Source organism: Neorhizobium puerariae (assembly GCF_042429745.1).
In the GTDB taxonomy this organism is placed as follows: Bacteria; Pseudomonadota; Alphaproteobacteria; order Rhizobiales; family Rhizobiaceae; genus Neorhizobium; species Neorhizobium puerariae.
Genome location: NZ_JBHMAA010000008.1, coordinates 172,073 through 197,638, shown reverse-complemented (window position 1 = coordinate 197,638; position 25,566 = coordinate 172,073). Strand labels below are relative to the sequence as shown.

The 25,566-nt window shown below is 63.6% G+C and carries 24 protein-coding genes and 1 pseudogene; 19 read left to right on the top strand and 6 right to left on the bottom strand.

From position 1 onward, the window contains the following. Nucleotides 1-167 precede the first annotated feature (167 nt). From pip to ACFFP0_RS06235, 10 genes are all read left to right on the top strand, one after another. Entirely contained in the window at nt 168-1,106 is a 939-nt protein-coding gene (pip, locus tag ACFFP0_RS06280) for a prolyl aminopeptidase (protein WP_377257732.1), read from the top strand. Then, nucleotides 1,103-2,911: a prolyl oligopeptidase family serine peptidase gene (locus tag ACFFP0_RS06275; protein ID WP_377257730.1), complete on the top strand. Its 1,809-nt coding sequence runs from the start codon at nt 1,103-1,105 to the stop codon at nt 2,909-2,911. The genes pip and ACFFP0_RS06275 overlap by 4 nt, the downstream gene beginning before the upstream one ends. A gap of 27 nt (nt 2,912-2,938) precedes the next feature. Then, on the top strand, nt 2,939-4,369 hold the full coding sequence (locus ACFFP0_RS06270) for a M20 family metallopeptidase (RefSeq protein ID WP_377257728.1): 1,431 nt from the start codon (nt 2,939-2,941) through the stop codon (nt 4,367-4,369). Between the two features lie 78 nt (nt 4,370-4,447). Beyond that, entirely contained in the window at nt 4,448-6,064 is a 1,617-nt protein-coding gene (locus ACFFP0_RS06265) for an ABC transporter substrate-binding protein (RefSeq protein WP_377257726.1), read from the top strand. A 13-nt stretch (nt 6,065-6,077) separates the two neighbouring features. Next, the gene (locus ACFFP0_RS06260) at nt 6,078-7,154 is read left to right on the top strand and encodes an ABC transporter permease (RefSeq protein ID WP_377257724.1); all 1,077 of its coding nucleotides are present in this window, start codon (nt 6,078-6,080) and stop codon (nt 7,152-7,154) included. 7 nt (nt 7,155-7,161) lie between these two features. Next, nucleotides 7,162-8,094 carry a nickel transporter permease gene (gene nikC / locus ACFFP0_RS06255; RefSeq protein ID WP_377257722.1) on the top strand — a complete coding sequence of 311 codons (933 nt, stop codon included), beginning with the start codon at nt 7,162-7,164 and terminating at the stop codon, nt 8,092-8,094. Continuing rightward, complete coding sequence (locus tag ACFFP0_RS06250) at nt 8,087-8,953, top strand: ABC transporter ATP-binding protein (protein ID WP_377257720.1); 867 nt, start codon at nt 8,087-8,089, stop codon at nt 8,951-8,953. Before nikC ends, ACFFP0_RS06250 begins: the two co-directional genes overlap by 8 nt. After that, nucleotides 8,950-9,738 (top strand): ABC transporter ATP-binding protein, encoded by a 789-nt coding sequence (locus ACFFP0_RS06245; RefSeq protein ID WP_377257718.1) that lies wholly within the window; start codon nt 8,950-8,952, stop codon nt 9,736-9,738. Before ACFFP0_RS06250 ends, ACFFP0_RS06245 begins: the two co-directional genes overlap by 4 nt. Beyond that, nucleotides 9,735-10,760, top strand: coding sequence for a serine hydrolase domain-containing protein (locus ACFFP0_RS06240; protein ID WP_377257716.1), 1,026 nt, complete (start codon nt 9,735-9,737; stop codon nt 10,758-10,760). The genes ACFFP0_RS06245 and ACFFP0_RS06240 overlap by 4 nt, the downstream gene beginning before the upstream one ends. 93 nt (nt 10,761-10,853) lie before the next feature. Then, on the top strand, nt 10,854-12,212 hold the full coding sequence (locus ACFFP0_RS06235; RefSeq protein ID WP_377258729.1) for an MmgE/PrpD family protein: 1,359 nt from the start codon (nt 10,854-10,856) through the stop codon (nt 12,210-12,212). 7 nt (nt 12,213-12,219) lie between these two features. Here ACFFP0_RS06235 and ACFFP0_RS06230 read toward each other — a convergent pair whose 3' ends face one another. After that, nucleotides 12,220-13,146 carry a LysR family transcriptional regulator gene (locus tag ACFFP0_RS06230; RefSeq protein ID WP_377257714.1) on the bottom strand — a complete coding sequence of 309 codons (927 nt, stop codon included), beginning with the start codon at nt 13,144-13,146 and terminating at the stop codon, nt 12,220-12,222. A 239-nt stretch (nt 13,147-13,385) separates the two neighbouring features. Beyond that, nucleotides 13,386-13,583 (bottom strand): annotated as a pseudogene (locus ACFFP0_RS06225) (cyclic nucleotide-binding protein); the annotation flags it as partial. Nucleotides 13,584-13,585: 2 nt separating this feature from the next. On the opposite strand from ACFFP0_RS06225, the gene ACFFP0_RS06220 reads away from it, so the two are divergent. From ACFFP0_RS06220 to ACFFP0_RS06180, 9 genes are all read left to right on the top strand, one after another. Further along, nucleotides 13,586-13,876: a hypothetical protein gene (locus ACFFP0_RS06220; RefSeq protein WP_377257712.1), complete on the top strand. Its 291-nt coding sequence runs from the start codon at nt 13,586-13,588 to the stop codon at nt 13,874-13,876. Between the two features lie 49 nt (nt 13,877-13,925). Continuing rightward, complete coding sequence (locus tag ACFFP0_RS06215) at nt 13,926-14,960, top strand: ABC transporter substrate-binding protein (protein ID WP_377257710.1); 1,035 nt, start codon at nt 13,926-13,928, stop codon at nt 14,958-14,960. A gap of 5 nt (nt 14,961-14,965) precedes the next feature. Further along, complete coding sequence (locus ACFFP0_RS06210) at nt 14,966-15,775, top strand: ABC transporter ATP-binding protein (RefSeq protein ID WP_377257708.1); 810 nt, start codon at nt 14,966-14,968, stop codon at nt 15,773-15,775. Next, on the top strand, nt 15,775-16,611 hold the full coding sequence (locus ACFFP0_RS06205) for an ABC transporter permease (RefSeq protein ID WP_377257706.1): 837 nt from the start codon (nt 15,775-15,777) through the stop codon (nt 16,609-16,611). The genes ACFFP0_RS06210 and ACFFP0_RS06205 overlap by 1 nt, the downstream gene beginning before the upstream one ends. Before the next feature lie 88 nt (nt 16,612-16,699). Beyond that, nucleotides 16,700-18,058, top strand: a complete 1,359-nt coding sequence (locus ACFFP0_RS06200) for an FAD-dependent oxidoreductase (protein ID WP_377257704.1) — start codon at nt 16,700-16,702, stop codon at nt 18,056-18,058. Beyond that, a complete protein-coding gene (locus ACFFP0_RS06195) occupies nt 18,055-19,215 on the top strand; it encodes a CaiB/BaiF CoA transferase family protein (protein ID WP_377257702.1) in 1,161 nt (386 codons plus the stop codon). The genes ACFFP0_RS06200 and ACFFP0_RS06195 overlap by 4 nt, the downstream gene beginning before the upstream one ends. Continuing rightward, nucleotides 19,212-19,985: an enoyl-CoA hydratase-related protein gene (locus ACFFP0_RS06190; protein WP_377257700.1), complete on the top strand. Its 774-nt coding sequence runs from the start codon at nt 19,212-19,214 to the stop codon at nt 19,983-19,985. The genes ACFFP0_RS06195 and ACFFP0_RS06190 overlap by 4 nt, the downstream gene beginning before the upstream one ends. A 36-nt stretch (nt 19,986-20,021) precedes the next feature. Continuing rightward, complete coding sequence (locus ACFFP0_RS06185) at nt 20,022-20,945, top strand: LysR family transcriptional regulator (RefSeq protein ID WP_377257698.1); 924 nt, start codon at nt 20,022-20,024, stop codon at nt 20,943-20,945. Continuing rightward, nucleotides 20,942-22,276, top strand: coding sequence for an amidohydrolase family protein (locus ACFFP0_RS06180; protein ID WP_377257696.1), 1,335 nt, complete (start codon nt 20,942-20,944; stop codon nt 22,274-22,276). Before ACFFP0_RS06185 ends, ACFFP0_RS06180 begins: the two co-directional genes overlap by 4 nt. Here ACFFP0_RS06180 and ACFFP0_RS06175 read toward each other — a convergent pair whose 3' ends face one another. The 4 genes from ACFFP0_RS06175 to ACFFP0_RS06160 all read right to left on the bottom strand — a co-directional run bounded on the left by ACFFP0_RS06175 (nt 22,277) and on the right by ACFFP0_RS06160 (nt 25,565). Then, nucleotides 22,277-23,167: a dihydrodipicolinate synthase family protein gene (locus tag ACFFP0_RS06175; RefSeq protein WP_377257694.1), complete on the bottom strand. Its 891-nt coding sequence runs from the start codon at nt 23,165-23,167 to the stop codon at nt 22,277-22,279. It abuts the gene before it with no gap. A 17-nt stretch (nt 23,168-23,184) separates the two neighbouring features. Further along, nucleotides 23,185-23,532 (bottom strand): ferredoxin, encoded by a 348-nt coding sequence (gene fdxA, locus ACFFP0_RS06170; protein WP_377257692.1) that lies wholly within the window; start codon nt 23,530-23,532, stop codon nt 23,185-23,187. 130 nt (nt 23,533-23,662) lie between these two features. Beyond that, on the bottom strand, nt 23,663-24,832 hold the full coding sequence (locus tag ACFFP0_RS06165) for an alpha-D-ribose 1-methylphosphonate 5-triphosphate diphosphatase (RefSeq protein WP_377258726.1): 1,170 nt from the start codon (nt 24,830-24,832) through the stop codon (nt 23,663-23,665). Further along, nucleotides 24,819-25,565 carry a phosphonate C-P lyase system protein PhnL gene (locus ACFFP0_RS06160; protein ID WP_377257690.1) on the bottom strand — a complete coding sequence of 249 codons (747 nt, stop codon included), beginning with the start codon at nt 25,563-25,565 and terminating at the stop codon, nt 24,819-24,821. Before ACFFP0_RS06160 ends, ACFFP0_RS06165 begins: the two co-directional genes overlap by 14 nt. Nucleotide 25,566 lies beyond the last annotated feature (1 nt).

The following is a 25,566-nucleotide window of genomic DNA, read 5'->3' as shown; positions in this document are numbered from 1 at the left end:
ATTTGGAATGGGGTATTTGCATTTAGCATTAGACGCCTCGGCTGATCTGCACCATCATGCCCAAAATATCGCCTTGCCTAATTTGTGGGCGATCTGCGACCTGTTGCGTATTTGTGGATGGTGGGCGTCTCGCAATGCAGGAACCACAAGCAAGACTCAGCTTTTCCTTGAAGGTTGATGACATTCATCATCTCCATGTCGAGGAATATGGCGCCCGCGATGGCGTTCCGGTCGTCATTCTGCACGGCGGGCCAGGTGCCGGCATCTCTCGCAGGCAGGTCGAGACTTTCGATCCCTCGATATTTCGCATCGTCGCCTTCGACCAGCGCGGGGCGGGGCTGTCCATCCCCCATGCCAGTATCGTCAACAACACGACTGCCGCGCTTGTCGCCGATATCGAAGCCGTTCGCAGCAGGCTGGGCATCGACCGCTGGCTTGTGGCCGGCGGCTCCTGGGGCAGTTGTCTGGCGCTCGTCTATGGCCAGACCCATCCGGAGCGCTGTCTTGGTTTCCGGCTGCACGGCATATTCCTCGGCGGGCAGGACGACATCGACTGGTGGTTCAACGGCGTCCGTGCGATCTTCCCGGATCAATGGGAGGAATTCGCCGGCTTCATTCCGGAGGAGGAACGCGGAAGCCTGCTCTCCGCCTATTACCGGCGGCTGACCAGCGGCAATCCCGCCGAAGAGGCCGCCGCCGCCCTCAGCCTCAGAGGCTTCTCCGCAAAGACGCAGACGTTCCTGCCCGACCCCGTCCACGTTGCGGCTCTCATGGAGCCCAAGGCGGCACTCGCCGTCGCGAGGCTGTTCACCCATTACTGCATGAATGAAGCGTTTCTCGCTCCCGGCCAATTGCTTCGCGACCTTGACAGGATTCGTCATCTTCCGTGCCAGATCGTGCACGGTCGCTATGACACGGTTACGCCCATGCTTTCGGCATGGCGTCTGCATCGCGCCTGGCCGGAAGCCGGCTTTTCCATCGTCACGGAAGCCAATCACCAGTCCACCAAGGGTCCGATCTTCGATGAACTGAGGGCTGCAGCGGAACGGCTGCGCGACCGCCTGGTTGCTGAGCCGTCCCCGAAGGGGGAGCATCTGTCGCGATGACGCAGACTTTTGACTCCGCGGCGATCATGCCCTTTCTTGATATCGGTTCGGCGAAGTCGCCGGCCGTGTCGCCTGATGGGAAATGGCTCGCCTGTCTCGCCGACACGAGTGGCTTCAGTCAGATCTGGATCAGGCCGTTTGTGGGCGGAGAGGCGCGGCAGATCACGGACATGCCGGAGCCGGTCGGCGCCTTTGCCTTCAATCCGAAAGGGACTGAAATCCTCTTCACCATGGATTGCGGCGGCGACGAGCGCCATCAGCTCTGGTTTCTGCCCGATATCACCATGCCGCCTGTCGCGCTGACCGAAGCGCAGGGCGTGGTACATCTCTGGGGAGCATGGTCTCCCGACGGCCAGAGCATAGCCTATGCTTCGAACGCGCGTTCGCCCCATGACATGGATATCCACGTCATGGAGATCGCGACGCGGGAGACGGCTGTGATCCATGCCGGCCGCGGCATGCGGGAGGTCCTTGCGTTTTTCCCGGACGGCAAGTCGTTGCTCGTGCGGGAATCGCTGCGCTCCGGAAACGATCAGGACATGTATCGCCTGGACATCGAAAGCGGAGCGCTGACGCCGCTCATGCCGCATGGGGGAAGGGCGCGCTATCTTGCTGCACGTCTCTTCAAGGATGCTAGCGGCGGGCTCACGGTCTGCGATCAGGGCAGCGACCGCATGGGTATCCGCTTCTTCCCGGCGGAGGGTGGTGAGACTACGCCTGTCATTGACATGCCGGAGCGCGATGTCGAGGCGCTGGCGCTGTCGCCCGATCAGCAGCGCATTGCGTTCCTGGTCAACGAAGAAGGCTGGACCCGCATTGGCCTCTGCAATCGCGACGGCAGCGAATTGCAGGTCTTCGAAAGGCAGCCGGCCGGCGTTATCGCATCCGTGGCATTCACGCCCGATGGCCGGGCCCTCGTTTTCCCCCTTGAAAGCGCCGTGTCGCCGCCGGGCATCTGGAAACTGGACCTGGAGAGCGGGCAGGTTGAGTCGCTTGTTGCGGCGGATACCAAAGGTCTGGAGACGCGCTCCTTCCCGGAGCCGGTCGTGGAGCGTTTTGAAAGTTTCGATGGACGCATGGTTCCCGCCTGCGTCTACCGGCCGGCGGCGCCGCCGCCGGCCGGGGGCTACCCGGTACTTTTCATCGTGCATGGCGGCCCCGAGATGCAGTGGAAGCCGGATTTTCGCGCGGATGTGCAGTTCCTGCTGTCACAGGGCGTCATGGTTGTGGCGCCCAATGTACGCGGCAGCACCGGTTATGGACGCGCCTGGCACGAGCTCGACGACCGCGAAAGGCGGATGGACGCCGTGGCCGACCTGCGCGCCATCCGGCTCGCCATCGGTGCACGCGGCGATGTGGACGACAGGCGCATCGGTGTCTTCGGCCGATCCTATGGCGGCTTCATGGTGCTTTCCGCCCTGACCGAGGACCCGGACCTGTGGGCGCTTGGCGTCGATTTCTACGGCATCGGCAATTTCCTCACCCATCTTCTCGCCACCGGCCCCTGGGGGCGTCAGCAGCGTGTTGCCGAATACGGCGATCCGGCCGTGATGCGTCAGGCGCTGGAGCGATTCTCTCCGATCAACCGGATCGGCCGCATGAAGGCGCCGCTGCTCATCGTACACGCCAATCGCGATCCGCGCGTGCCGATCGGCGAGAGCGAGAACATCTATTCCTGCCTCAGCGGGCTTGGACATCAGTGCGAATACCTGCGGATCGATCATGAAGGACACGGTTTTGCCCGCCGCGAAAACCGCCTGAAGGTCTTTTCGGTCTTCGCCCGCTTCCTTGAAGAACACCTTTGACAGCAAGCGTACTGGAGAATTTGAGCAATGCAGAACAGTGAGCCTATCTGGGATCTCGTCGATCAGCACAGGGCGGAGTTCGAAGCCTTGAGCGACCGCGTCTGGGGCATGCCGGAGATCGCCTACACGGAATACCGCTCCGTAGTCGAACATGCCGCCATGCTGCGCCGGCAGGGTTTCCGCGTGACCGAAAACGTAGGCGGCATTCCGACGGCGGTGATGGGAGAGGCCGGCGAGGGTGGTCCGATCATCGCCATTCTGGGTGAATACGACGCTCTGCCGGGGCTGAGCCAGGAGGCGGGTGTCGCTGAGCCGCGTCCGCTGCCGGGCAATGGCCATGGCCACGGTTGCGGTCACAACCTGCTCGGGTCGGCCGCCATGCTGGCCGCAACGGCGATCAAGGACTGGCTGGCGCAATCCGGCAAGCCAGGCCGCGTGCGCTATTACGGCTGCCCGGCCGAGGAGGGTGGCGCCGCAAAGTCCTTCATGGCCCGTGAGGGTGCCTTCGACGGCGTGGACATTGCCATCACCTGGCATCCGAGCGCCTTCACCGAGGTCGCGCGGGCGTTGTCGCTCGCCAATACGCGCATGGACTTCCGATTTACCGGCCGCGCCTCGCATGCCGCGGCGGCGCCGCATCTCGGTCGCTCCGCGCTCGATGCCGTCGAACTGATGAATGTCGGCGTCAATTACTTGCGCGAGCATGTGCCGGCCGACAGCCGTATCCACTACGCGATGCTCGATTCCGGCGGCATCGCGCCGAACGTCGTGCAGGCGACGGCTGCTGTCCGCTATGCCATCCGCTCCCGCGACCTCAAGGGCATGATGGATCTCAACGAGCGTGTGAAGCAGGTGGCGCTTGGCGCCGCCATGATGACCGGCACCAAGGTCGACATCTCCATCATGAGCGCTGTGTCCAATCTGCTGCCGAACCGGCCGCTGGAAGAAGCGATGCAGAGGAACCTGGAGCGTCTCGGCCCGGTCCCGTTCGATGCCGGGGACAAGGCCTTTGCGGCCAGGATTCAGGCGACGCTGAGCGAGGAGGATATCGACAACGCCTATCTTCGCGTCGGCCTGCCGCGCCGTGAAAACACCCCGCTCTGCGATTTCGTCGTGCCGCTCGATGTCGATGGCGAGCCGATGATCGGCTCGACGGATGTCGGCGATGTGAGCTGGGTCATGCCGACCGTTCAGGCGCATGCCGCGACGATCGCCATCGGCACGCCGGGCCATTCCTGGCAGGTGACGGCACAGGGCAAGATGCCGGCCGCCCACAAGGGCATGACCCATGCCGCCAAGATGATGGCCGCGACGGCGATCGATGTCCTCAGCGACGGCGATCTGCTCGCCGCGGCAAAGAAGGATCATCAGGCGCGTGTCGGCAAGACGCCGTACGTATGCCCCATTCCGCCCGAGGTGAACCCGCCGCTCCAGCCGCGGCCGAAGGAGGCCGCCTGACAAGGAAAATACCGGGGCGGCCAATGCCCTCGGACAATCTATCAGAGCTTGAGATTCAAAAAAAGGGGAACTGAAAGCATGATTACGAAGAACTTTGCCAAAGGCCGTACTATCGCCGCCGCCGCGGCTGCAACCCTCCTCTCCTCGATCAGCCTGCCTGCCTTGGCGGCCACGCCGGATTCGGCGCTTGTCGTGGCCTGGAATATCGATGCCATCAGCACGTTCGATCCGGCGCAGGTCGGTGAGGTCGTCACCAACGAGCTGATCCAGAACACTTGCGATTCCCTGGTGGATTTCGATCCGAAGGACGAATCCAAGGTCGCGCCGCTGCTGGCGAAGAGCTGGGATGTCTCGGAGGATCGCGAGCAGATCACCTTCCATCTCAACGGGAACCTGAAGTTCCCGGACGGCTCGCCGGCGACCGCCAGGGAACTCGCCTGGTCCATGCAGCGCGTGGTCCTGCTGGGATACGGCAATGCCTCGACCCTGACCGAATATGGGTTCAGCAAGGACAATGTGAAGGATCGCATTGTTGCGTCCGACGACAGCACGCTGGTCCTGAAGCTTGACAACCCCTATCCGACCAATCTCATCCTGCAGGCCATCGGCGCGAACCGCGTGTCGGCGCTCCTGGATATGAAGACGCTCGTGTCCAAGGAGATCAACGGCGACATGGGCAACAAGTACCTGGCGACCAACACGGCCTGCGTCGGCCCCTACCGCCTGGTCCAGTGGAATGCTGCCGAGTCCATCGTTCTGCAGGCCAACGACGAGTACTACGGCGAAAAGCCGAAGCTGAAACGTGTGTTGATCCGCCATGTGGCGGAACCGGGCACCCAGCGCCTGCTGCTGACGCAGGGCGACGTCGACATTGCCCGTGACCTGTCGCCGGACGATCTGGCCGACCTCGACGGCAAGCCGGGCCTCAAGATCGAGCGCGTGCTGAAGCCGCAGCTCTTTTTCTGGACCTTCAATGCGGCCGACCCGATCTTCAAGAACGACAAGGTACGCCTCGCCATGCGCTACCTGATCGATTACGACGGGCTTGCGAAGTCGGTCATGACCTATCTCGGCGTACCGCGCGCCAGCTTTGCCCAGCTCGGCGCCGTCGGCGCCCTGGATGCCGAGGAAGGCCAGCCTTTCAAGCTTGATCTGGAAAAGGCCAGGGCTCTCCTGGCGGAAGCCGGTTATCCCAATGGCTTCGAGGCCAGCGTCCTGTTCGGCACCTTGCCGCATTCCGCCCCGATCGCCCAGAGCATCCAGCAGAACGCCTCGAAGGTCGGCGTCAAGCTCAACCTGGAGCGCATGGCCAATGCCCAGCTTTTCAGCCGCATTCGCGGCCGCGAATTCCAGACCGGCATGCTGGCATGGCAGACCGGTGTTCCGGACGCGCACGGCAATGCATCCCGCCTCGTTTACAATCCGGACAATCGCCCGGAAGCCAAGCTGACCCAGATTCCGGCCTGGCGCTCCGCCTATCAGAACGAAGAGTTCAACAAACGTATCCAGCAGGCGCTTCTTGAAGGCGATCCGGACAAGCGCAACCAGATCTACTACGCGCTGCAGAAGGATGTCATGGAACAGGGTCCGATGGCCATCATGTTCCAGATGTATAACATTCTCGGCATGAGCGACAAGGTCAAGAACTGGACCTGGAACGGTTTCCGCGTCTACTACGACGTCGTCTCCAAATAAGGGAGGCAGGCTCATGGCGGACATCGTCCACTCCGTTCCCCGCAGCGATGCGGGGGACGTGGTCAAACCAAATCCCCTTGTCGTCGCGCTGAAGATTGCGGGCAGGACGCTGCTGCCGGTCTTCGTCACCCTGTTCGGTCTTGCGGCCCTGACCTTCTTCATCGGCAGAATGCTGCCGATCGATCCCGTCGCCTCCATTCTGGGCGACAATGCGACCCAGGAAGCCTATGAGAAGATGTCCCGTGCGCTCGGCATGGACAAGCCGCTCTGGTACCAGTTCGGCGTCTACGTGAAGGGCATCCTCTCGCTCGATTTCGGCCAGGCGCTGACCACGGGCAAGCCCGTGGTCGAGGATATCGCGCGGGTATTTCCGGCCACGATCGAGCTTGCGACCCTGGCGATCATCATCGGCACCGGGCTCGGTATTCCCGCCGGTGTCGTCGCTGCGATGTATCGCGGTTCCTGGATCGACCAGGCGATCCGGTTCACCGGCCTGATCGGTTATTCGGCGCCTAATTTCTGGCTCGGGCTCATGGGGCTGGTGCTCTTCTACGCGACGTTCGGCTGGATAGGCGGTCCCGGGCGGATCGACTTCATCTACGAATTCGACATCGAGCCGATCACCGGCTTCTACCTGATCGACACGGTGGTCCAGGGCAAGTGGGAAGTCTTCCGCAACGTCTTCGGCCACATCATCCTGCCGGCTTCCATCCTCGGCTTTGGCGCCCTTGCCTATATCAGCCGGATGACCCGCAGCTTCATGATCGAGCAGCTCGGCCAGGAATATATCGTGACCGCCCGCGTGAAGGGCCTCTCCTGGGGGCGGACCGTCTGGGTGCATGCCTTTCGCAACGTCGCCGTCCAGGTCGTGACAGTGGTCGCCCTGTCCTATGCCTTCCTCCTCGAAGGCGCCGTGCTGACCGAGACCGTCTTTGCCTGGCCCGGTTTCGGCCGGTATCTGACCAACGCGCTGCTGGTCGGCGACATGAACGCCGTCGTCGGGTGCTCGCTGCTGGTCGGCATCATCTTCGTATCCCTCAATCTCTTCTGCGATCTCCTCTATCGCGTCTTCGACCCCAGAACCCGGTGAGGCAGCCATGACCGACAAAGCCATGACGTCCCCGAACGTCCCTTCCTCCGGCCTCCTCGCATGGCTGCAGGCGCCGGTTCCCACATCGCCATTTCACGCGCGCATGCAGCAGCTCTGGCAGAAGGCCTGGCGGCTGCGATCCAACGTGCCCGCGTTGTTCGGCATCTGCGTCATTCTGGCCATTCTCACGGCCGCGCTTCTGGCGCCGCTGCTTGCGACCCATGACATCTACGAGCAGAATCTCGCCATGCGCCTCCTTGCTCCGTCAGCGGAACACTGGCTCGGCACCGACGAACTTGGCCGCGACGTCTACAGCCGCCTGATATACGGTGCGCGCATCACGCTCTACATCGCGCTTCTGACGACCGTCATCGTCGCGCCGATCGGCCTTCTGGTCGGCACGACCGCGGGTTACCTCGGCGGCTGGGTCGATACGGTGCTGATGCGTATCGTCGATGTCTTTCTTGCCTTCCCGAACCTCATTCTCGCACTGGCTTTCGTGGCGGCTCTCGGACCTGGCATCCAGAACGCCATCATCGCGATCTCGCTTGCGTCCTGGCCGCCGATCGCGCGTCTTGCACGCGCCGAGACGCTGACCATCCGCAAGTCGGACTATATCGCGGCCGTTCGCCTGCAGGGGGCTTCGAGCCTGCGGATCATCTTCGGCCATATCATGCCGATGTGCATTCCCTCGGTCGTCGTGCGCGTGACACTCAACATGGCGGCCATCATCCTGACCGCCGCGGGGCTTGGCTTTCTCGGCCTCGGCGCGCAGCCGCCAAGCCCGGAATGGGGCACGATGCTCTCGTCGGGTCGCGAATTCGTCATGACCAGCTGGTGGATCGCCGCTATTCCCGGCTCCGCAATTCTCCTGACCAGTCTCGCCTTCAACCTCTTCGGCGACGGACTGCGCGACATTCTGGACCCCCGCCATGGATAAACCGCTCATCGATGTGAAGGATCTCAGAATCCGGTTTGAAAGCGCCCATGGAAGCCACGAGGCGGTGAGGGGCATTTCCTTTACCATCGGCCGCGAGAAGGTCGGCATCGTCGGCGAATCCGGTTCCGGAAAGTCGCTGACGGGGCGCTCGCTGCTCAAGTTGACTCCGAAGGGCGCGAAGATCAGCGCCACGCACATGCGGTTTCGCGATATCGATCTGCTGGAAGCCAGCGAAAGGAAGATGCGGACGATCCGCGGCAACCACATTTCGATGATCCTGCAGGACCCGAAATATTCGCTGAATCCCCTGATGCGCATCGGCAACCAGATCGTCGAGGCCTATCGCCTGCATCACAGGGTGCAACCCGCCGAGGCGAAGACCAGGGCGCTTGCCATGCTGGAAGCCGTTCATATCCGCGACCCGGAGCGCGTCTTCCACCTCTTCCCGCATGAAGTCTCCGGCGGCATGGGACAACGTATCATGATCGCCATGATGCTGATCCCGGAACCGGACCTGATCATCGCCGACGAGCCGACCTCGGCGCTGGACGTGACGGTGCGCCGCCAGGTCCTGACGATCCTGGATGAACTGGTCAGCCGGCGAGGCACGGGCCTGATGTTCATCAGCCATGATCTCAACCTCGTCGCCAGCTTCTGTGACCGGGTTCTGGTCATGTATGCCGGCAGGATCATGGAGGATCTCCCCGCCGGCGATCTGCACAAGGCACGCCACCCCTACACGCAGGCGCTTCTCGAAAGCCTGCCGCGTCTCGATCATCCGGTCGAGGAGTTGAAGGTGCCGGTGCGGGATGCGGCCTGGCTCAATGGACCTGTCTATCGAAACGGAGTTCTGGCATGAGTGACGTCAGTCGGTTCCTGATAGAGGCGGTGGGGCTGTCCGTCAGCTTCGGTTCGCAGACGGCTCGCACGCGTGTTGTTGATGACGTGTCGTTTCACATCCGCAAGGGGGAAGCCTATGGCCTGATCGGTGAATCCGGCTGCGGCAAATCGACGATCCTGCGCGCGCTTTCCGGCCTGAACGGCGAATATGACGGGGCTTTCCTCCTGCGCGACCGCGAGCTGCCCAAAAAGCGCGACAAGGATTTCTTCCGCCGGGTGCAGATGGTTTTCCAAGACCCCTACGGCAGCCTGCATCCGCGCAAGATCGTCGAGCGGGTGCTGGCCGAGCCGCTTGCCATACATGGTTTCGACAGGCATTCCGAACGCATCGCCGAGACGCTGGATGCCGTGGGCCTCGGTCCTTCCTTCCGCTATCGTTATCCGCACGAGCTTTCCGGTGGCCAGCGGCAGCGCGTGGCGATTGCCCGGGCGCTCATCATCGAGCCGGAGATCCTGCTTCTCGACGAGCCGACCTCGGCGCTCGACGTTTCGGTGCAGGCCGAAATCCTCAACCTGCTGAAGCGGTTGCGGTTGGAGCGGGATCTCACCTATCTGATGGTGTCGCATGATCTCGCCGTCGTTGCGCATATCTGCGAGCGCGCCGGCGTCATGCATCAGGGGCAGATCATCGAGGAGCTTAGCGCCCAGCAGATCCGCCAGTCGCAGGCAAGGGAGGACTATACGCGGAAGTTCCTGCAGGCCAGCATCGAGGCCGTCGCCCGCCGCACGGAGGTCGAGGCATGAATGTGGGGGCGATACCGAAAGCAGGCCGCGCGGACAATCCCGGCGAGACATGGGGATGGCACGCCGGCGAAGGCGAGGCAGGGTTCCATCCGCGAGGGCTGGAGGCCGTTCGCGCTTGCGCGGCGTCGCAGCCGACCGACATGCTGCTGGTCGTCCGTCACGGCAAAATCGCCCTGTCGCTCGGCGATCCGGCGAGGAAATTCCTTTGCCATTCCATGCGCAAGAGTTTCCTGGCCGCGCTGATCGGATTCGAGGTCGAAAGCGGCCGGATCGACCTGTCCGCGACGCTGGAGAGCCTTGGCATCGACGATCGCGAGGGCTTGAGCGAGGTTGAGAAGCAGGCGACCGTCTACGATCTCCTGACCGCTCGTTCGGGCATCTACCACGCGGCGGGATACGAAACCCCGTGGATGCGCCGGATCAAGGAAAAGCGCCATTCCCATGCGCCTGGGACCTTCTGGTGCTACAACAACTGGGATTTCAATGCGCTCGGAACGATTTTCAACCGGCTGACCGGCGAGACGGTTCATGAAGCTTTCGACCGGCGTATCGCAGGTCCGATCGGCATGGAGGATTTCTCGCTTTCCGGCGATCGGCCGGACGGGTGGCATGAGACGTTCGAGATCAGCGATCATCCCGCCTATCCGTTCCGCATGTCGAGTCGTGATCTTGCGCGTTTCGGACAGCTTTTCCTGCAACAGGGCTTCTGGAGCGGCATGCCGGTGCTGCCGGCGGGATGGGTGCACGAATGCGTCATGCCCTATTCCCACGCAGGCACGCGGGGCGCCTATGGCTACATGTGGTGGCTGGAGCGTGACGGTGTTTTCCTTCCCGGTGTGGTGACGCCGAAAGGCAGTTACGCGGCGCTCGGCGCCGGAGGGCATTATTGCCTGGTCATGCCCGTGCTGGACATGGTCGTCATCCACCGCGTCGATACCGAGACGCCGGGGCGCGAGGTCGGGAACTTCGGTATGGGGCGCCTGTTGCGGCACCTGCTGGCCGCGCTGAACGACACATCCTGACGCCTCGCTTCTTCCTTTCCACCTCCTGCCGCTGCGGTCCGTCGGGCCGCGGCAAGACCTTGCTTTTCCTATTTTCCACCAGTGAGCCTTCACATCATGAGCATTATCGAGACCATTGCGGCGTGGTGCGCCGCTCCACCTCCGGCGAGCGATACGGCCCGCCGGCTTGCGCGCGAAGCGATCGCCGACACGCTTGCCTGTCTTTATGCGGGCCGGGACAATATCAGCACGCTTGCGGTCAGCCGCGCTTTCGGCACGTTGGTGTCCGGCGAGGCGCCACTCGTCACCGGCGGGCGGCAATCGCCATCCGTGGCGGCCCTCGTGAACGGTACGGCCGCGCATGCGCTCGATTATGACGACAATTTCAGATCCGGCATGAGCCATGCCTCGGCCGTCATCGTGCCGGCGCTACTTGCGGTCGCGGATAGAGCCGGGGCAAGCGGGCGCGGGCTGGTGGATGCCTATCTCGTTGCGTTGCAGGCGCAGGCCTTTGTCGGCAGCGGAGTCGCCGGTTCGCATTACACTGCAGGCTGGCACGGCACGTCGACGGTCGGCAGCATCGGCACTGCGGCAGGCGTCGCAAAACTGCTTGGACTGGATGCCGGGGGCACGGCACGGGCGCTGTCGCTCGGCGCAAGCATGGCATCGGGCACGAAGGGCCAGTTCGGCACGCCGGTCAAACCGTTCCATGCCGGCATGGCCGCCCGCAACGCCGTCGAGGCCGCCATGCTGGCAGCGGAAGGGCTGCGCGGCCGTTTCGACATTCTCGAAGGACCGCAGGGGTTCCTTGAAATGTTCGGCGGGGCAAAGCCCAAGGGGTATGACATCGCGGCAATCGCGGCCACCCGTGAACATGTGATCGAAACCGTGGGAGTGATGCCGAAGCTGCATCCCTGCTGCGGCTCCACCCATCTGATCGTCGATGCAGCCCTTGACCTCCTGCAGGAAATCCCGATCGATCCGGAGGCGATCGCGTCCGTCGAGTGCCATGTGGGCATCGCAAACTACCGCAACCTGTCCTATCCCAGGCCGGCCGACGAGATGGAAGCGCGTTTTTCCATGCAGTACTGCCTCGCGCAGGCGCTTCGGAAGAGGGCTCTCTTGCTTTCCGATTTCACGCCGGCGAGCGTCGAGGTTTTCGCCAAAGACCCGCTGCTCCCGAAGATAACGATGACGCATTACAGCGCGGCGGAGGAGGAACGGGCGACGGCCTATCTGCCGCACAGATTGCGGATTGCCTTGAATGACGGTCGTGTCCATGAGCGCGAGCGCACTTTCGCGCGCGGCGGCTTGGCCGACCCTTTTTCCGATCAAGACCGGGCGACGAAGTTCCGCGATTGCCTTGCGGGGATTGGGGAGGTCGACGCCATCCAGGCGCGTCTGGAGGGTCTGGACAAGCAGCAGGACCTTCGTTTCCTGGATGGCCTGTTTGACGGGTATGCCGCCGCGTGACGGCGAGCTACAGGGCGACGCGGTCGGCAAGCATGCCGACCTCTTCAGCCCGCTTCCAGAAGCGTCCCACGCTTTTGCAGCGCAGCCGGAAGGATCGATACAGTCTGATTTCCACGATCATGTCGAAGGTCGGTTCGGCTGCCCTGACCAGTTGTCCGCTGTTCATCTCGTTGATGGCCAGGCTCTCCGGAATCCAGGCGACGCCATGGCCTGCGACGGCCATGGCCTTCAGGGCGGCAGACATGGCGTTTTCGTAAACGGTGTTCAGTTGGAAGGGCGCTTTCTGGAAAACGGTCTTGGGCAGCGCCTGGGCGAAAAAGGAACTGTCCCGATAGCTCAGGTAGTTCACAGGGGCCTGGTCGATACCGAGCTGGTGGATGGGCTGGCCGTTGTCGTTCGGGGCGGAAATGGCGATGACGCGTTCTGATCCGAGGGTGAGATAGGGATACCGGGCCAGTTCCGTGATCGCCGGCACGCATTCGTGCGCATAGGTCAGCAGGAAATCGCATTCGTTGTGCAGGAGCTTCGAGACATTGCCGGAAAAGGATGAATAGGCCTCCGCAAAACGCGTGCGGAACGATCCGCCATTCGCCTCGATCTTTTCCATCCACACCGGAAAGAAGGTGAGAACCAGCGTGCTCATGGTCGCAAAGGAAAGGACTTCTTCGGGAGCCGTGTGCCGCTCCAGAGTTTCTTCGCGCAGCGCAGTCAGCATATCGACGGCCTGGCGCGCGCGGGGCAGGAAACTTTCGCCAGCGGGCGTGAGGCGGACCGGATAGGTCGAACGGTCGATCAGCGGCAGCCCCACCCATTGCTCAAGCTGCCGAATACGGCGGCTCAACGCGGATTGCGTGATGTGCCTGTCATTGGCGGCGAGCGTGAAGTTCATACAATAGGAGAGACTCAGAAAATCTTCCAACCATTTCAGCTCCATGGAAGCGTCTCCCGATCTCCGGCCAACGCGAGCCACGAGGTGGCGCGAGGCGGCGCAAGCAAGTTAGAAGACATACCATGCGGCTTGAGCAGGCACGTTGCAAGCATGTGGCTTTCCGCATTGCCGCGGTCGACCGTCGGTTGCCTTCTTGAGGCCGGTCGGGAAGAGCGACGGCGCCGTTCACGTCGTTCCGAATATGAAAAGTCTCTTCAGGAGCTTGGGGCTTCGACTTTCCAGGGCTACCGGTCCGTTTGCGACAGAACCAGTTCGGCAGTGGTCTGGTTCAGCCGTGCGGCAAGCATGCGCATGATCTCCACGGCCACCGCCGGGAAATCGTTCACCAGCTCCAGGAAATGTTCCTTGCTGATCCGCAGGGCTTCGAGCGGCGAAGTCGCGCGCACGGTCGCGGTGCGGCGGACGCCGTACAGGACGGCGAGACATGGCGAACGATCTGATCTTGGACGGGTTGATCGAGCGCGGACTGAGGGCGGTTGAAGATGAAGTGGTCCGAGCGCTTCAGCAGTGCGTGGGCGAGATTGAGCTTCTGCCGCTGCAGCATGGGGAGGCGCTTTGGATGGCGGATTTTACCCGGAATGACATGGGCGTCCACCTCAAAGGGTGCCGCGTGAGTGGGGCCGCGCCCTTCCGCAAGGCGGAGCGCAGCGTTGCCTTTTCAGCAAGGAGTTGCGCTAAAAATTGTTCTTTATGCGAACGCCTGCTTCGGCGATGATCCGGCCAACGAAAAAATCTCTTACGGTAACGAAGAAGAGGGGAATGCAATGTCGGAATTTTCGATGAACAGGCGCGGCTTCGTGAAAGGGGCCGTCGCGGTCGGCGGCCTTGCGGCCGCGCAAACGTTTCTGTCCGTGCGTCCGGGCTCGGCGGCATCGCCCGCCAAAATCCGCATGCAGCTCGGCTGGCTTGCCTCGAACGGCCTTCTCGGCGAGGTCGTCGCCGTCAAGAAAGGCTTCTATGCCGAACAGGGCGTGGAGATCGAAATCGTCCCGGGCGGGCCGAATGTCGATGGCGTCGCCGGCGTCGCAGCCGGTCAGTCGGCCGTCGGCCAGATTTCCTCCAGCCCTTCGGTGATGCTGGCGCGCGGCGCGGGCATGCCGGTCAAGGCGATCGCGGCCGGTTACCAGAAGCATCCCTATGCCTACTATTCGCGCAAGACGAAGCCGGTGGCCAAGCCTTCGGATATGATCGGCAAGACCGTCGCCATCCAGCCGACCGGCGCGATCCTGTTGCGCGCCCTGCTGGCGAAGAACGGCATTCCGGAGGATCAGGTCAAGGTCGTCAACATGGGCTCGGACATGAACCAGCTCATGACCGGGCAGGCCGACGTGGTGGTTGGCTGGCTCACCAATGTCAACGCGCTCAAGGTGCTTGGCGACGATCGCGTCGACCTGATGCTCTGGGATACGGGCATCCAGCTCTACGCCAACGTCTACTACACGACGGACAAGGAGCTTGCGGACCATTCCAGGGAGCTGAGCGGCTTCCTTGCGGCCACGGCGAAGGGCTGGGGCTATGCGCGCGACCATCAGCAGGAGGCGGTCGACATCCTTGTCGAGACCTATCCCAACCTCGACAAGGCAAGCGAGCTCGAGGCGATCGGCCCGCTGATGAAATTCGCCTTCAACGAGACCACCAGGGCGAACGGCTGGGGCTCCATGACCAAGGAAAACTGGGCCGCGCAGATCAAGACCTATGCGGATCTCGGCCAGTTCAAGGAAAAGGTCCCTGCCGTCGATGACGTCATGACCCTCTCGCTGCTGGAGGCAACCACCGATATCCGCAAGCAGGTCGGGTGACCGTCATGCTGGATGTTGTCGACAGAAGTCCTCTCCCGCCCGGCGGTGATACCAGCTCTGCCGTCTCCGTTCGCAACCTTCACATCCGCTTCGGGGACAGGGCGTCCGAGTTCACGGCCCTGCAGGATGTTTCCGTTGAAATTCCGGCGGGGTCGCTGGTGACCATGCTCGGTCCGTCCGGCTGCGGGAAATCCACGCTTCTGCGCGCGGTCGCCGACCTCGTGCACGTTTCTGACGGCTCCATTTCCGTGCTCGGCCAGCCACCCCGCAAGGCGCGCGAAGGCCGTGACTTCGCATTCGTCTTCCAGGAGGCGACGCTGCTGCCATGGCGCAGCGCCATCGACAATGTCCGCCTTCCCATGGAGGTCGGCAAACGCGATTCCGGGGTCACCTATGCCGATCCCGAGCGGCTTCTGGCGATGGTCGGCCTGAAGGGACGTGAGAAGGCATTGCCCCACGAACTTTCCGGCGGCCAGCGGCAGCGCGTGGCGATCGCACGGGCTCTCGTCACGCGGCCGCGCATCCTGCTGATGGACGAGCCGTTCGGAGCGCTCGACGAGATCACGCGAGACAAGCTGAACGAGGAACTTCTGCGGCTCTGGCAGGAGACCGGCACGACCATTCTCTTCGTGACGCACTCGATTCCGGAAGCGGTTTTCCTCGGTCAGTATGTGCTGATGCTGGCTTCCCATCCGGGACGGGTCAAGGAGTTCATGAAGATCGACCTTCCCCATCCACGCTCCCTGCCCATGCGGGACACGGTGGAGTTCATCCGGATCACGGCGCATCTACGCGCGCTCCTGGAGGAATGCTGATGACCGATGCGACCCATTCCGTCCAGGACGGCGCGCGCACAGCGCCAGCCAGGAAGCCCCCGTCCCCCAACGCCGTCCTCGATGCCGTTTTCGACAACCTTCCGGCCATCCTGGCGATCGTCGGCTGCATCCTGCTGTGGCAGCTTGTCATCTGGGCGTTTTCCGTTCCTACCTTCATGGCGCCCGGCCCGGTCGATGTCCTCTTCGCGTTCAAGGAGAATGCCGGTCTTCTGTGGAAGAACGTGCTTCCGACCCTGATGGAGGCGGCGCTCGGATTCGTCTTCGGCAATCTCGTGGCGATCCTGCTGGCGGTCTGGTTCGTCTACAGCCGGACGGCGGAAAAGGCGTTCTATCCGATCGCGGTCATCGTCAAGTCCATTCCGATCATCGCGCTCGCGCCGATCCTCGTCCTTCTTTTCGGCAACGGGGTGGCGCCGAAGATCATCATCGCGGGGCTGATCTGTTTCTTCCCGACGCTGGTGAACATGGTCCAGGGCCTCAAATCGGCGAGCCCCGCCATGCTCGACCTCATGCGGGTCCTCTCGGCCAGCAACGCGGAAATATTCTGGAAGGTCCGCCTGCCGGCTTCGCTGCCGTTCCTCTTCGCGGCGCTGAAGATCGCGGCGACGAGCAGCGTCATGGGAGCGATCGTCGCGGAATGGATCGGCTCGAGTTTCGGCCTCGGCGCCCTCATCATCGAGGCGACCTATAATTTCCGCTCCCCGCTGCTCTACGCGACGGTGGTGATCGCAGCGGCGCTTGCGGTGGTGCTCTTCTTCGCGGTCTCGATCATCGAGAAGAAGGTGATCCGCTGGAAGCCGGTTGCCCCGGACTGATCCCTTCGCGGCATTCGATTTGAACACGCATGCGGCGGATGCCGCCGCGGCGTCGCCAGTGCGTCGGCTTGTCCGACAGGAGGAAAGAATGAACGATATAATCAGAATACCCCAAGGACATGCCACGATCGTTGACCGCTCCGATGTCGTGGTGGTCGGCGGCGGGCCGGCCGGCATCTCCGCCGCGGTCTCCGCGGCCCGCAACGGCGCGAGCGTGACCCTTCTCGAACGTTATCCCTATGTGGGCGGCCTTGCCGCCGGCGGCATGGTGCTCGTTCTCGACGACATGGTGAACGGGCTCGAGATCACCGTGCAGGGCATCTGCACCGAGATGATCGAGCGCATGCGCAGGAAGAACCTGTGCATGGTTCCCGACGAGAACGATCGCCAGATCGACAGGCGCGACCTGCCGGAAAGCTGGCGGCGCTGGGCGCGCTGGGGCCTCTTCGACTTCCACACGCCGACCGCGCCGCACCCGATCTGCTACGCGGCGGCCTTCGATCCCGACGCCTTCAAGCAGACGGCCTACGATCTCTTCGCCGAGACACGCGTCAAGCTGCGCACCCATAGCTGGTTTTCCTCGGCGATCGTCGAGGACGGCACGGTCAAGGGCGTGGTCTGCCAGACCAAGGAGGGATTGCAGGCCGTCATGGGTGGCGTGGTGATCGACGCCACCGGCGATCTCGACGTCGCGGCAAGCGCCGGCGCGTCCCATGTCGAGGACAGCTTCATCCTGACGACGGTCTCGCGCTGGGGCGGCGTCGACACGGAAGCCGCGGAGCGTTTCGAGTTCGAGGAGCCGGAATTGTTCAAGCGGCTCGACCATGAGGCCAAGCGCCTGCTTGGCGGCTGCTGGGCCTATTGGTGGCTGAAGACACCGCTTCCGGGGGTCGTCTGGCTCAACTGCCCGCATATGCCGAAGCTCTCGGGAATGAAGGTCGAGGATCTGACAGCAGCGGAACTCGAAGGCCGAGCCCGCATGGGCCGCTTGCTTGAATTTGCGCGTGAAAAAATCCCGGGTTTCGAGAATGCGTATGTCGTCGACTTCGCGCCACAAACTGGCGTGCGCCAGACGCGCATGCTGCAGGGCGAATACGTCGTGACAAAGGATGACGTTATGAGCCGTCGTCACTTCACCGATACGGTTTGCCGTGGCCGCGACTATTACACGCCCTATCGCGCCCTTCTTCCGAAGGAGGTCGATCAGCTTCTCGTGGCAGGCCGGCATTATTCGGCGACGCCGCAGGCGCAGAAATCGAGCCGCGAGATCCCGCCCTGCATGGCGATGGGCGAAGCGGCTGGCATTGCCGCCACCGTGGCGCTCAATGCCGGGACGACGGTGCACAAGGCCGATGTCAGGGCCATCCAGAAACAGATGCGGGCGCAGGGAGCCGACCCCGGCGATATCCCGTCCGCCAATGCGACCTATTTGGAGGCAGCAGAATGACGACACTTCCCCTCGACGGCATCCGCGTGATCGATTTCACGCAGGTCATGCTCGGCCCCTGCTGCACCCAGATGCTGGCCGATTACGGCGCCGACGTCATCAAGGTCGAGAAGGAGAAGATCGGCGACCTGTCGCGCTGGTCGCTCGGTTCCGATCCGGATGGGCTCAACAATCCCGTCTTCTGCTCGCTCAACCGGAACAAGAGAAGCCTGGCGCTCGACCTGAAACGCGAGGACGTCCGGGCAGCGGTGCTCTCCCTTATCGACAAGGCCGATGTCGTCGTCAACAATTTCCGGCCCGGCGTCATGGAACGCATGGGATTTGGCTACGAGGAGCTGCGCAGGCGCAATCCCCGCCTGATCTATGCGGTCGGCACGGGGTTCGGTCTCTCCGGTCCCTATGAGCACAAGGGCGGCCAGGACGTGCTGGCCCAGGCGCTTTCCGGCGTGATGCGGCGCAAATCGGACGCCGGTCACCCGCTGTCGATCTACGCCACGCCGCTCGCGGATTTCTCGGCCGGCATGCATCTGGTGCAGGGCATCCTGCTCGCGCTTCTGCAGCGGCAGAAGACGGGTGAAGGACAGCAGGTCGCCGTGAACCTCTACAGTTCGATGCTCGCCATGCAGATGCAGGAGGGAACCGTGCAGATGATGCGCGACAGGGAGCTGAACTGGGGTGCATTTCCGCTGACCGGCGTCTTCGAGACGACGGACGGGGCCATCGTGATGGTTGGCGCCTTCAAGCCGAATCCACTGCGCGACATCTGCACGGCGCTGGAAATCGAGGACCTTTCGCTGCAGCCGCGTTACGCCAATTTCGACGTCCAGATGCAACATCGGCCCGAACTCCAGGCGATCTTCCGGGAGAATTTCGCGAGGAATTCGACCGGACACTGGATCGGACGCCTGGAAGAGGTCGATATCCTCTGCGCGCCGGTGCGTTCCATCGCCGAGGCCCTGGCCGACGAGCAGACCGTCATCAACAAGATGATCCTCGAAGCGGGCAGGACCGATGCCGGTCCGGTCCGTCTCATCGGTTCGCCGATCGACATGTCGGCGGCCGAGGTCGTCGTCCGCATTCCGCCGCCCCGGCTCGGGCAGCACAATGACGAGATCCTCGGCCCGGTGCTGGGCGCAGAGCGGGACGATGCGGCATGAGCGTCGAGTTCAGCGTTTCCAATCGGGTCGCCCGCGTGACCCTCAACCGGCCGGAGCGCCTGAATGCCGTCGACGTAGCGACCGAACGCGAGCTCGATAGGATTTGGCGGGAGATCGAGCAGCGTGACGACGTGAGTTGCGTGGTGCTCACCGGCGCCGGATCAAAGGCATTCAGCACAGGTGCTGACTTGAAGGGGGTCGAAAAGTCCAGCATCGACTACTGGGCGGAAGCCCCTATTGATGGTTTCGGTGGTCTTGCCTTGCGGAGATCGCTGGACGTACCGGTGATCGCACGGGTCAATGGCTATGCGCTCGGGGGCGGTTTCGAGATGGTGCTCGGCTGCGACATTGTGATCGCTGCGGAGACCGCAAAATTCGGCCTGCCGGAGGCCCGCGTCGGCCGGATGCCGCTCGCCGGCGGCATGGTGCTGCTTCAGCGCAAGATCCCGTTCAATCGCGCCATGGCCGTCCTCATGACCGGCAGACAGTTCACGGCCGGCGAAATGTTCGACTTCGGCATCGTCAATGAGATCGTGCCGGCCGAACAGCTCGACGAGGCCGTCGAACGCTGGACCATGGAGATCGTCGCATGCGCGCCGTTGTCGCTGCGGGCCATCAAGCAGACCGTGAACCGCACCGGCCACCTCTCTCCGGCGGAGGCGCAGGCGCTGCGCACGCCGGCACTCGTCAGGGCGCTCAAGAGCGAGGATGCGCTGGAAGGCGTGGCGGCTTTCCAGCAAAAACGCGCCCCCGTCTGGAGAGGCCGATGATCATGCGCTAGATGATCGGTCGAACCGGGAGGCTTCATGCACGCCAGTATCCTGAAATACTTCGCGGCCGTCGCGCGATTGGGGTCGATCCGCAAGGCCTCGGAGGAGCTGCATATCGCGACGTCGGCTCTCAGTCGCCAGATCAAGAAGCTGGAAGACGAACTCGGGATCACGCTGTTCGAGCGCCTGCCGGAAGGGCTCCGGCTGACCGGCGCGGGGCGCATCGTCCTGCGTCATGCGCGTTCCACGCTGCAGAATTACGAGGTGATGCGGGGCGAGCTGGGGGATCTTGAGGGCAAGATCACCGGCCGCATCCCGATCGCCTGCCTCGACAGCCTCGTCATCAGCTTCCTGCCCCAGTATCTGATGGAATTCATCCGTCGCCATCCGGCGGTGGATTTCCGGGTGCGCACGGAAAATTACACGAACATCTTCCGTCTGGTCGCCGATGACGAGGTCGACATCGGAATTACCTTCGACATCGCCCGGCCCGGAGACATCAAGCTCCTGTCCTCGGTCAGGATGCCCATCATGGCGATCGTCGCCAGGGGCCATCCGCTGGCCAGGATGAGCAGCGTGACGCTGGAGCAATGCGCCCAGTTCAAGCTCCTGCTCCAGCTCGACAACAACGTCACCAGCCGGATGTTCTCCCTGGAACTGGGCACGCTTGAGCGCAATGCGCGGGCCCTGATCGCGACGAACAACCAGATGCTGTTGAAACCCCTCATCATCTCGGGAGAGGGCGTGGCCTTCTACACGCCGCTCGGTTTTCATGAGGAATTGCTGAAGGGCGATGTCGTTGCCGTGCCGATAGCCGGCGTGCGGACGGAAGAAGCCCGTCTCGGAGTGGTCGTGCCGCGCGTCCGCAAGCTGCCCCATGCATCCGAGGTCATGGCGGCCTTTCTTGCCGACCGGCTGGCCGCCTTCGCGGCGAAGATCGACGAGATCGTCGCCAGATGACTCGGGCCGCACGTTTCCCCTTTCGCGAGGCGCCCGGCATTGCGCTGCGGTCCGGCGAGCGCGCCGTCGTGTCGCCCGTCAACGCGCACGACCACGGCTACGGCATCCGCCCTCTGGATTTCGGCGGGCTCGACGACGCTCTCGAGGTCTGGATTCCGTCGCTGCGGCTGCGGCCGCGCACGGACCCGTATCTGGAGGCGTTGGTTGCCTTTTCCCGCCTGGCAATGACCGGTATCGGCGCGACGATGCACTGCCACAACTCGCTGAATGTCGACCGTCTGGCCGGCGAGGCGAAAGCCGTCATTCGCGCGGCGGCGGATGTGGGGATCAGGCTCGGTCTTTCCTGCCCGCTGCTGGACCATGATCCGTGGGCCTATGGAGGCGGGCCGGAACGGCTGAGACGGTTCCTCGGCGAGGCCGACTGGGCGGCGCTGTCTCCGTCGATCCCGGACTATGCGCCGGTCGTGCGTCAGATCGAGGCGGTCGAGCAGGTCGCCGCGGAGAATGCCGGGCCGATGGTCGACGTTCAATTCGGGCCGATCGGCCCGCAATGGTGCTCCGACGCGCTTCTCGAAGCGATCGCCGAGGCATCGGCCCTGAGCGGCCGGCGCATCCATATGCACCTGCTCGAAAGTCCGCGCCAGCGCGCATGGCTGGACCGCCGTTTCCCGCAGGGCGTGGTGCGTCATCTGGACGGGATCGGTTTTCTCTCGCCACGGCTTGCCGTCGCGCATGGCGTGCAGCTTCGCGAGGACGAGCTGGAGCTTCTTGCCGAGCGGGGCGTGCAGGTGGTGTCCAATCCATCGGCCAATCTGCGGCTGCGGTCCGGCGTCGCGCCATTGCCGCTCATGGCGCGGAACGGGCCGGAATTCGCGATCGGGCTTGACGGAACCGGTTTCGGCGACGACCAGGATCTCTGGAGCGAGCTGCGGCTGGCCTATCTGCTGCATGGTGGACGGGAGCTTTGCCGTTCCTTCACGGCGGAAAGGCTCTTCGATGCCGCGATCCATACCGGTGCGAAAGTTCTCAACATGCCCGCCGCGGCGGATTTCGCGGTGATCGACTACGCGGCGCTCACCGCCGACAGTCTTTTTGAAGATATCGACGGGGCGGAAGTCATCCTGACCCGGATGCGCGCCGCCCATGCCACGGGCCTTTTCGTCGGCGGGAAGGAAGTCATGCGGGACGGGCGGCTTCGAAATGTCGACTTCGCGGCTGCCCGCCGGGAACTTCTGGAACAGGCGCGGGCCGACCTGCCCAGGCTTCAGCAGGAGCGCCCGCGTGTCAGGGCGCTCGCCGAGGCGACACGGCGGTACTATGCGGGGTGGTGATCAGGCCGGGTGAACAAGCCGGCCGGCGATGGCGTCGAGCCGCGCCAGGGCATCGCCGTCGCCGATGGCCATGTTCGGGGCCGTGATGTTGTTCCAGACGGGATTGCCGGTGCGCCTGCCCACCAGATGCTTGACCGCCGCCACCAGCGGGTAGGCGGCGACGCCCTGCCGGAGCGCGCGGACATTTTCCTGCAGCGCCGTATCGCTCTGGTTCGTCCACAAGGCGGCGGAGGAGGCGGGGTCGATGTTGACGGTCGCCGAGATGCAGCCGGCGTAATTGTCCCGGCCGGCGTCGGCCAGCGACACTTCGTTGCTCGGAAACACGGCAAAACCCGGAATTGTCGCGAGCTGGCGGGCATAGTCGAGATTGCCGGAACTGTCCTTCGCGCCCCTGATGCGGTCCGGGAAGGCGGATTGCAGCCGCGCGGCGAGGGCGGGGCTGAATTCGATGCCCGTAAGCTGCGGGAAGTTGTAGAGATAAAGATCGATCGGCCTGGCCTGCGTCTGCCCGACGAGTTCGCCGAACCATGCGAAGAGCCCGTCTTCCGGAATCGGCTTGTAATAAAAGGGCGGCAGGACGAGGGCTGCCGCATATCGGAGTTCCGAGGCGCGCCGCGTCAGCGCCACCGTGGTCGCCAGATCGGGCGTTCCCGTGCCGACCATCAGGCGGTCGGCGTTGAGGCTGGAGGCGGCAATCTCCATGACGAGGCTTCTCTGCGTAAAGGAAAGCGAATTCGCCTCGCCGGTGGTGCCCAGCACGTTCAGGGCATCGCAACCGTTGTCGAGGCACCATCGGCAATGTTCGACGAATGCGTCGGCGTCGATCTCGCGCGAGGCGGAAAAAGGGGTCGGTACGGCGGCGATGACGCCTTTGACAGGGTGTTCGGACATAGGACGCCTTTGCTGGATCAGAGATGGAGTGCCGAAGCAGGGCTCCGGGGATGAGCAGCCACCAGGGCGTGGTCCTTGTCGGTGGAACGGCTCTTGTCCCACCCGCCGGGAGAGCCCATCCCCGTCACCGACGGTTCGAAGAACTCCCGATTGACGTCGAGGAAGATGCGCCTGTCGTCGGGGATTTCCTCGTCCCACGCGATCGCATCCACCGGACAGATGGACAGGCAGAGGCCGCAGTTTATGCATTCTCCGGGATGGATGTAGAACATGCGCCCGCCCTCGTAGATGCTGTCGACCGGGCACGCCGCCGTGCAGGCGCCGTCCTTGATGTCGATGCAAGGCGAAGTGATGACATAGGCCATCCGGGCAGCCTCCTTCCGGAATCCGGGAAACCGGAGGCAGATTGCCTCCGACGGCTTTTGTCCCAGAAATCCGCGTCGCAAGGAAGTTCAGAGTTTCGCCCGGGTGATTGCCGTTATGGCAACGGGGTCATCATGCGGCGGCCTTGCGGGCGGCGCCCATGACGCCGTCGGACCAGACCTTGCGGCCACCGCAAATGGTGGCGCGCAGGCGGGGAATGCGGCCGCGTTCGGCGATCACCAGATCGGCCCGCAGGCCTTCCTCGATCCGGCCGCGATCCGAAAGCCCAAGCGCTGCGGCCGGGTTTGCGCTCGCGAGCGCCACGGCGGCGGGCAGGCCGCCATCGCCGATTTCGGCAAGCGCCAGCACCGCCGGCAGGATCGCCGAAGGATGGTAGTCGCTGGCAAGGATATCGAGGGCGCCGGCCTCGAAGGCTTCGCGCGCCGAGAGGTTGCCGGAATAGGAAAGGCCACGGAGCGCGTTCGGCGCCCCCATGGCGGTCGCAAGGCCAAGCCGGCGGGCCTCGGCGGCCACTTCGAGCGTGATCGGGAATTCGCTGATCGCCACCCCGAGGCCGTGCATCAGCGACACCTTTTCGAGGGTGTCGTCGTCGTGCGAGGCAATCGCGACGCCCTTCTCCCTGGCCAGTTCCGCCAGCCCCGTGACGACATGCGTGGCATCGCCATGGGCCTCGCGCTGGGCCATTCGCTCCTTCACCATCTCCACGGCGGTCGCGTAGTCGATCTTCCTCGTCTTCGCCATGTTGCGGGTGTGGATTTCGAGATCGCGATACTGGCCTTGGCCCGGGGTGTGATCCATCAGCGAGATCAGGCCGAGCGCGCCGGCCGCCATCAGCTTTTCGGCGACTTCCACCGCGGACGGGAAGGTGATCTCGAAACGGGCATGGACCCGATGGTCGACGAGGAGTTCGTCGCGCATTTTCCCCAGGGTCTCGATCATCACGGTCGTATGCTCGACCGAGCGGACATGGCCATAGGTCGCGGGCGTGAAGGCGAGTGCCGCATAGGCGGTGGTGACGCCGTTGGTCGCGAGTTTCTTGTCGAGATCGTAGATGCCGAGTTCGAGCGGCATGCGGACATTCGCGCGCGGCTCGACTTCCTTCTCGATCATGTCGCCGTGCATGTCGACGAAGCCGGGCAGCAGGAGGCGGCCGTCGCCGGCGATGTCTGCCTCCGGCACGGGCGTCTCGCGGATCTCGGCGATCACGCCATCCTCGATCCGCACGGCGCCGCGCTCTATGATCCTGTCTTTCAGGACGATCTCGAAGTCACTCAGCCACATCGTCTGGCTCATCTGCAATCCTTATGGTTTCCAGTTGGATTTCCCGGTCGATCAGGCCGGCGACGTCTTCCGGATGGTGGAAGACCCCGATCATCGCCACGCCGGAGGCCTTGAGTTCGGCAAGCCGCTCGACCAGCGCGCGGCGCGCCGAGCGGTCGAGCGAGGCCGTCGGCTCGTCGAGAAGCAGGAGGCGCTGCGGCAGGATGAGCGCCCGTGCCAGGTTGACCTTCTGCTGCTCGCCGCCGGAGAAGGTGGATGGATAGGCCGGCCAGAGCTGCGGCTTCACGCCGAAGGCGGCAAGCCAGCGGCGGGCTTCCGCCAGCGCCTGCCCATGCGGCATCCCGGCGAGCCGCAGGGGCTCCGCGACGATCTCCTCGGCGGCGACGCGCGGCCGGGCGTTGAGGAACTGCGTGACGAAACCGATCTCCCGGCGGCGCAGCACCGCGATATCGACGTCCGCGGCGGAGGCGAGGTCGATGACGCCTTCCTTCGTATGGTAATAGGCGTGGCCGGCGCGCGGCAGGTAGGAACGGTAGAGGGTCCGCAAGAGGGTCGACTTGCCGGCCCCGTTTTCGCCTTTCAGAAGGATGAATTCGCCTTCGCCGAGATCGAAGCCGATATTCTCGAATGCGAACAGGGTTCGCTTGAGATGATGCATCTCGAACTGCTTCGAAAGGCCTTCGACGCGCAGCACCAGGGCAGGAGCTTGCGGAGCGGATACATGAGCGTTCATT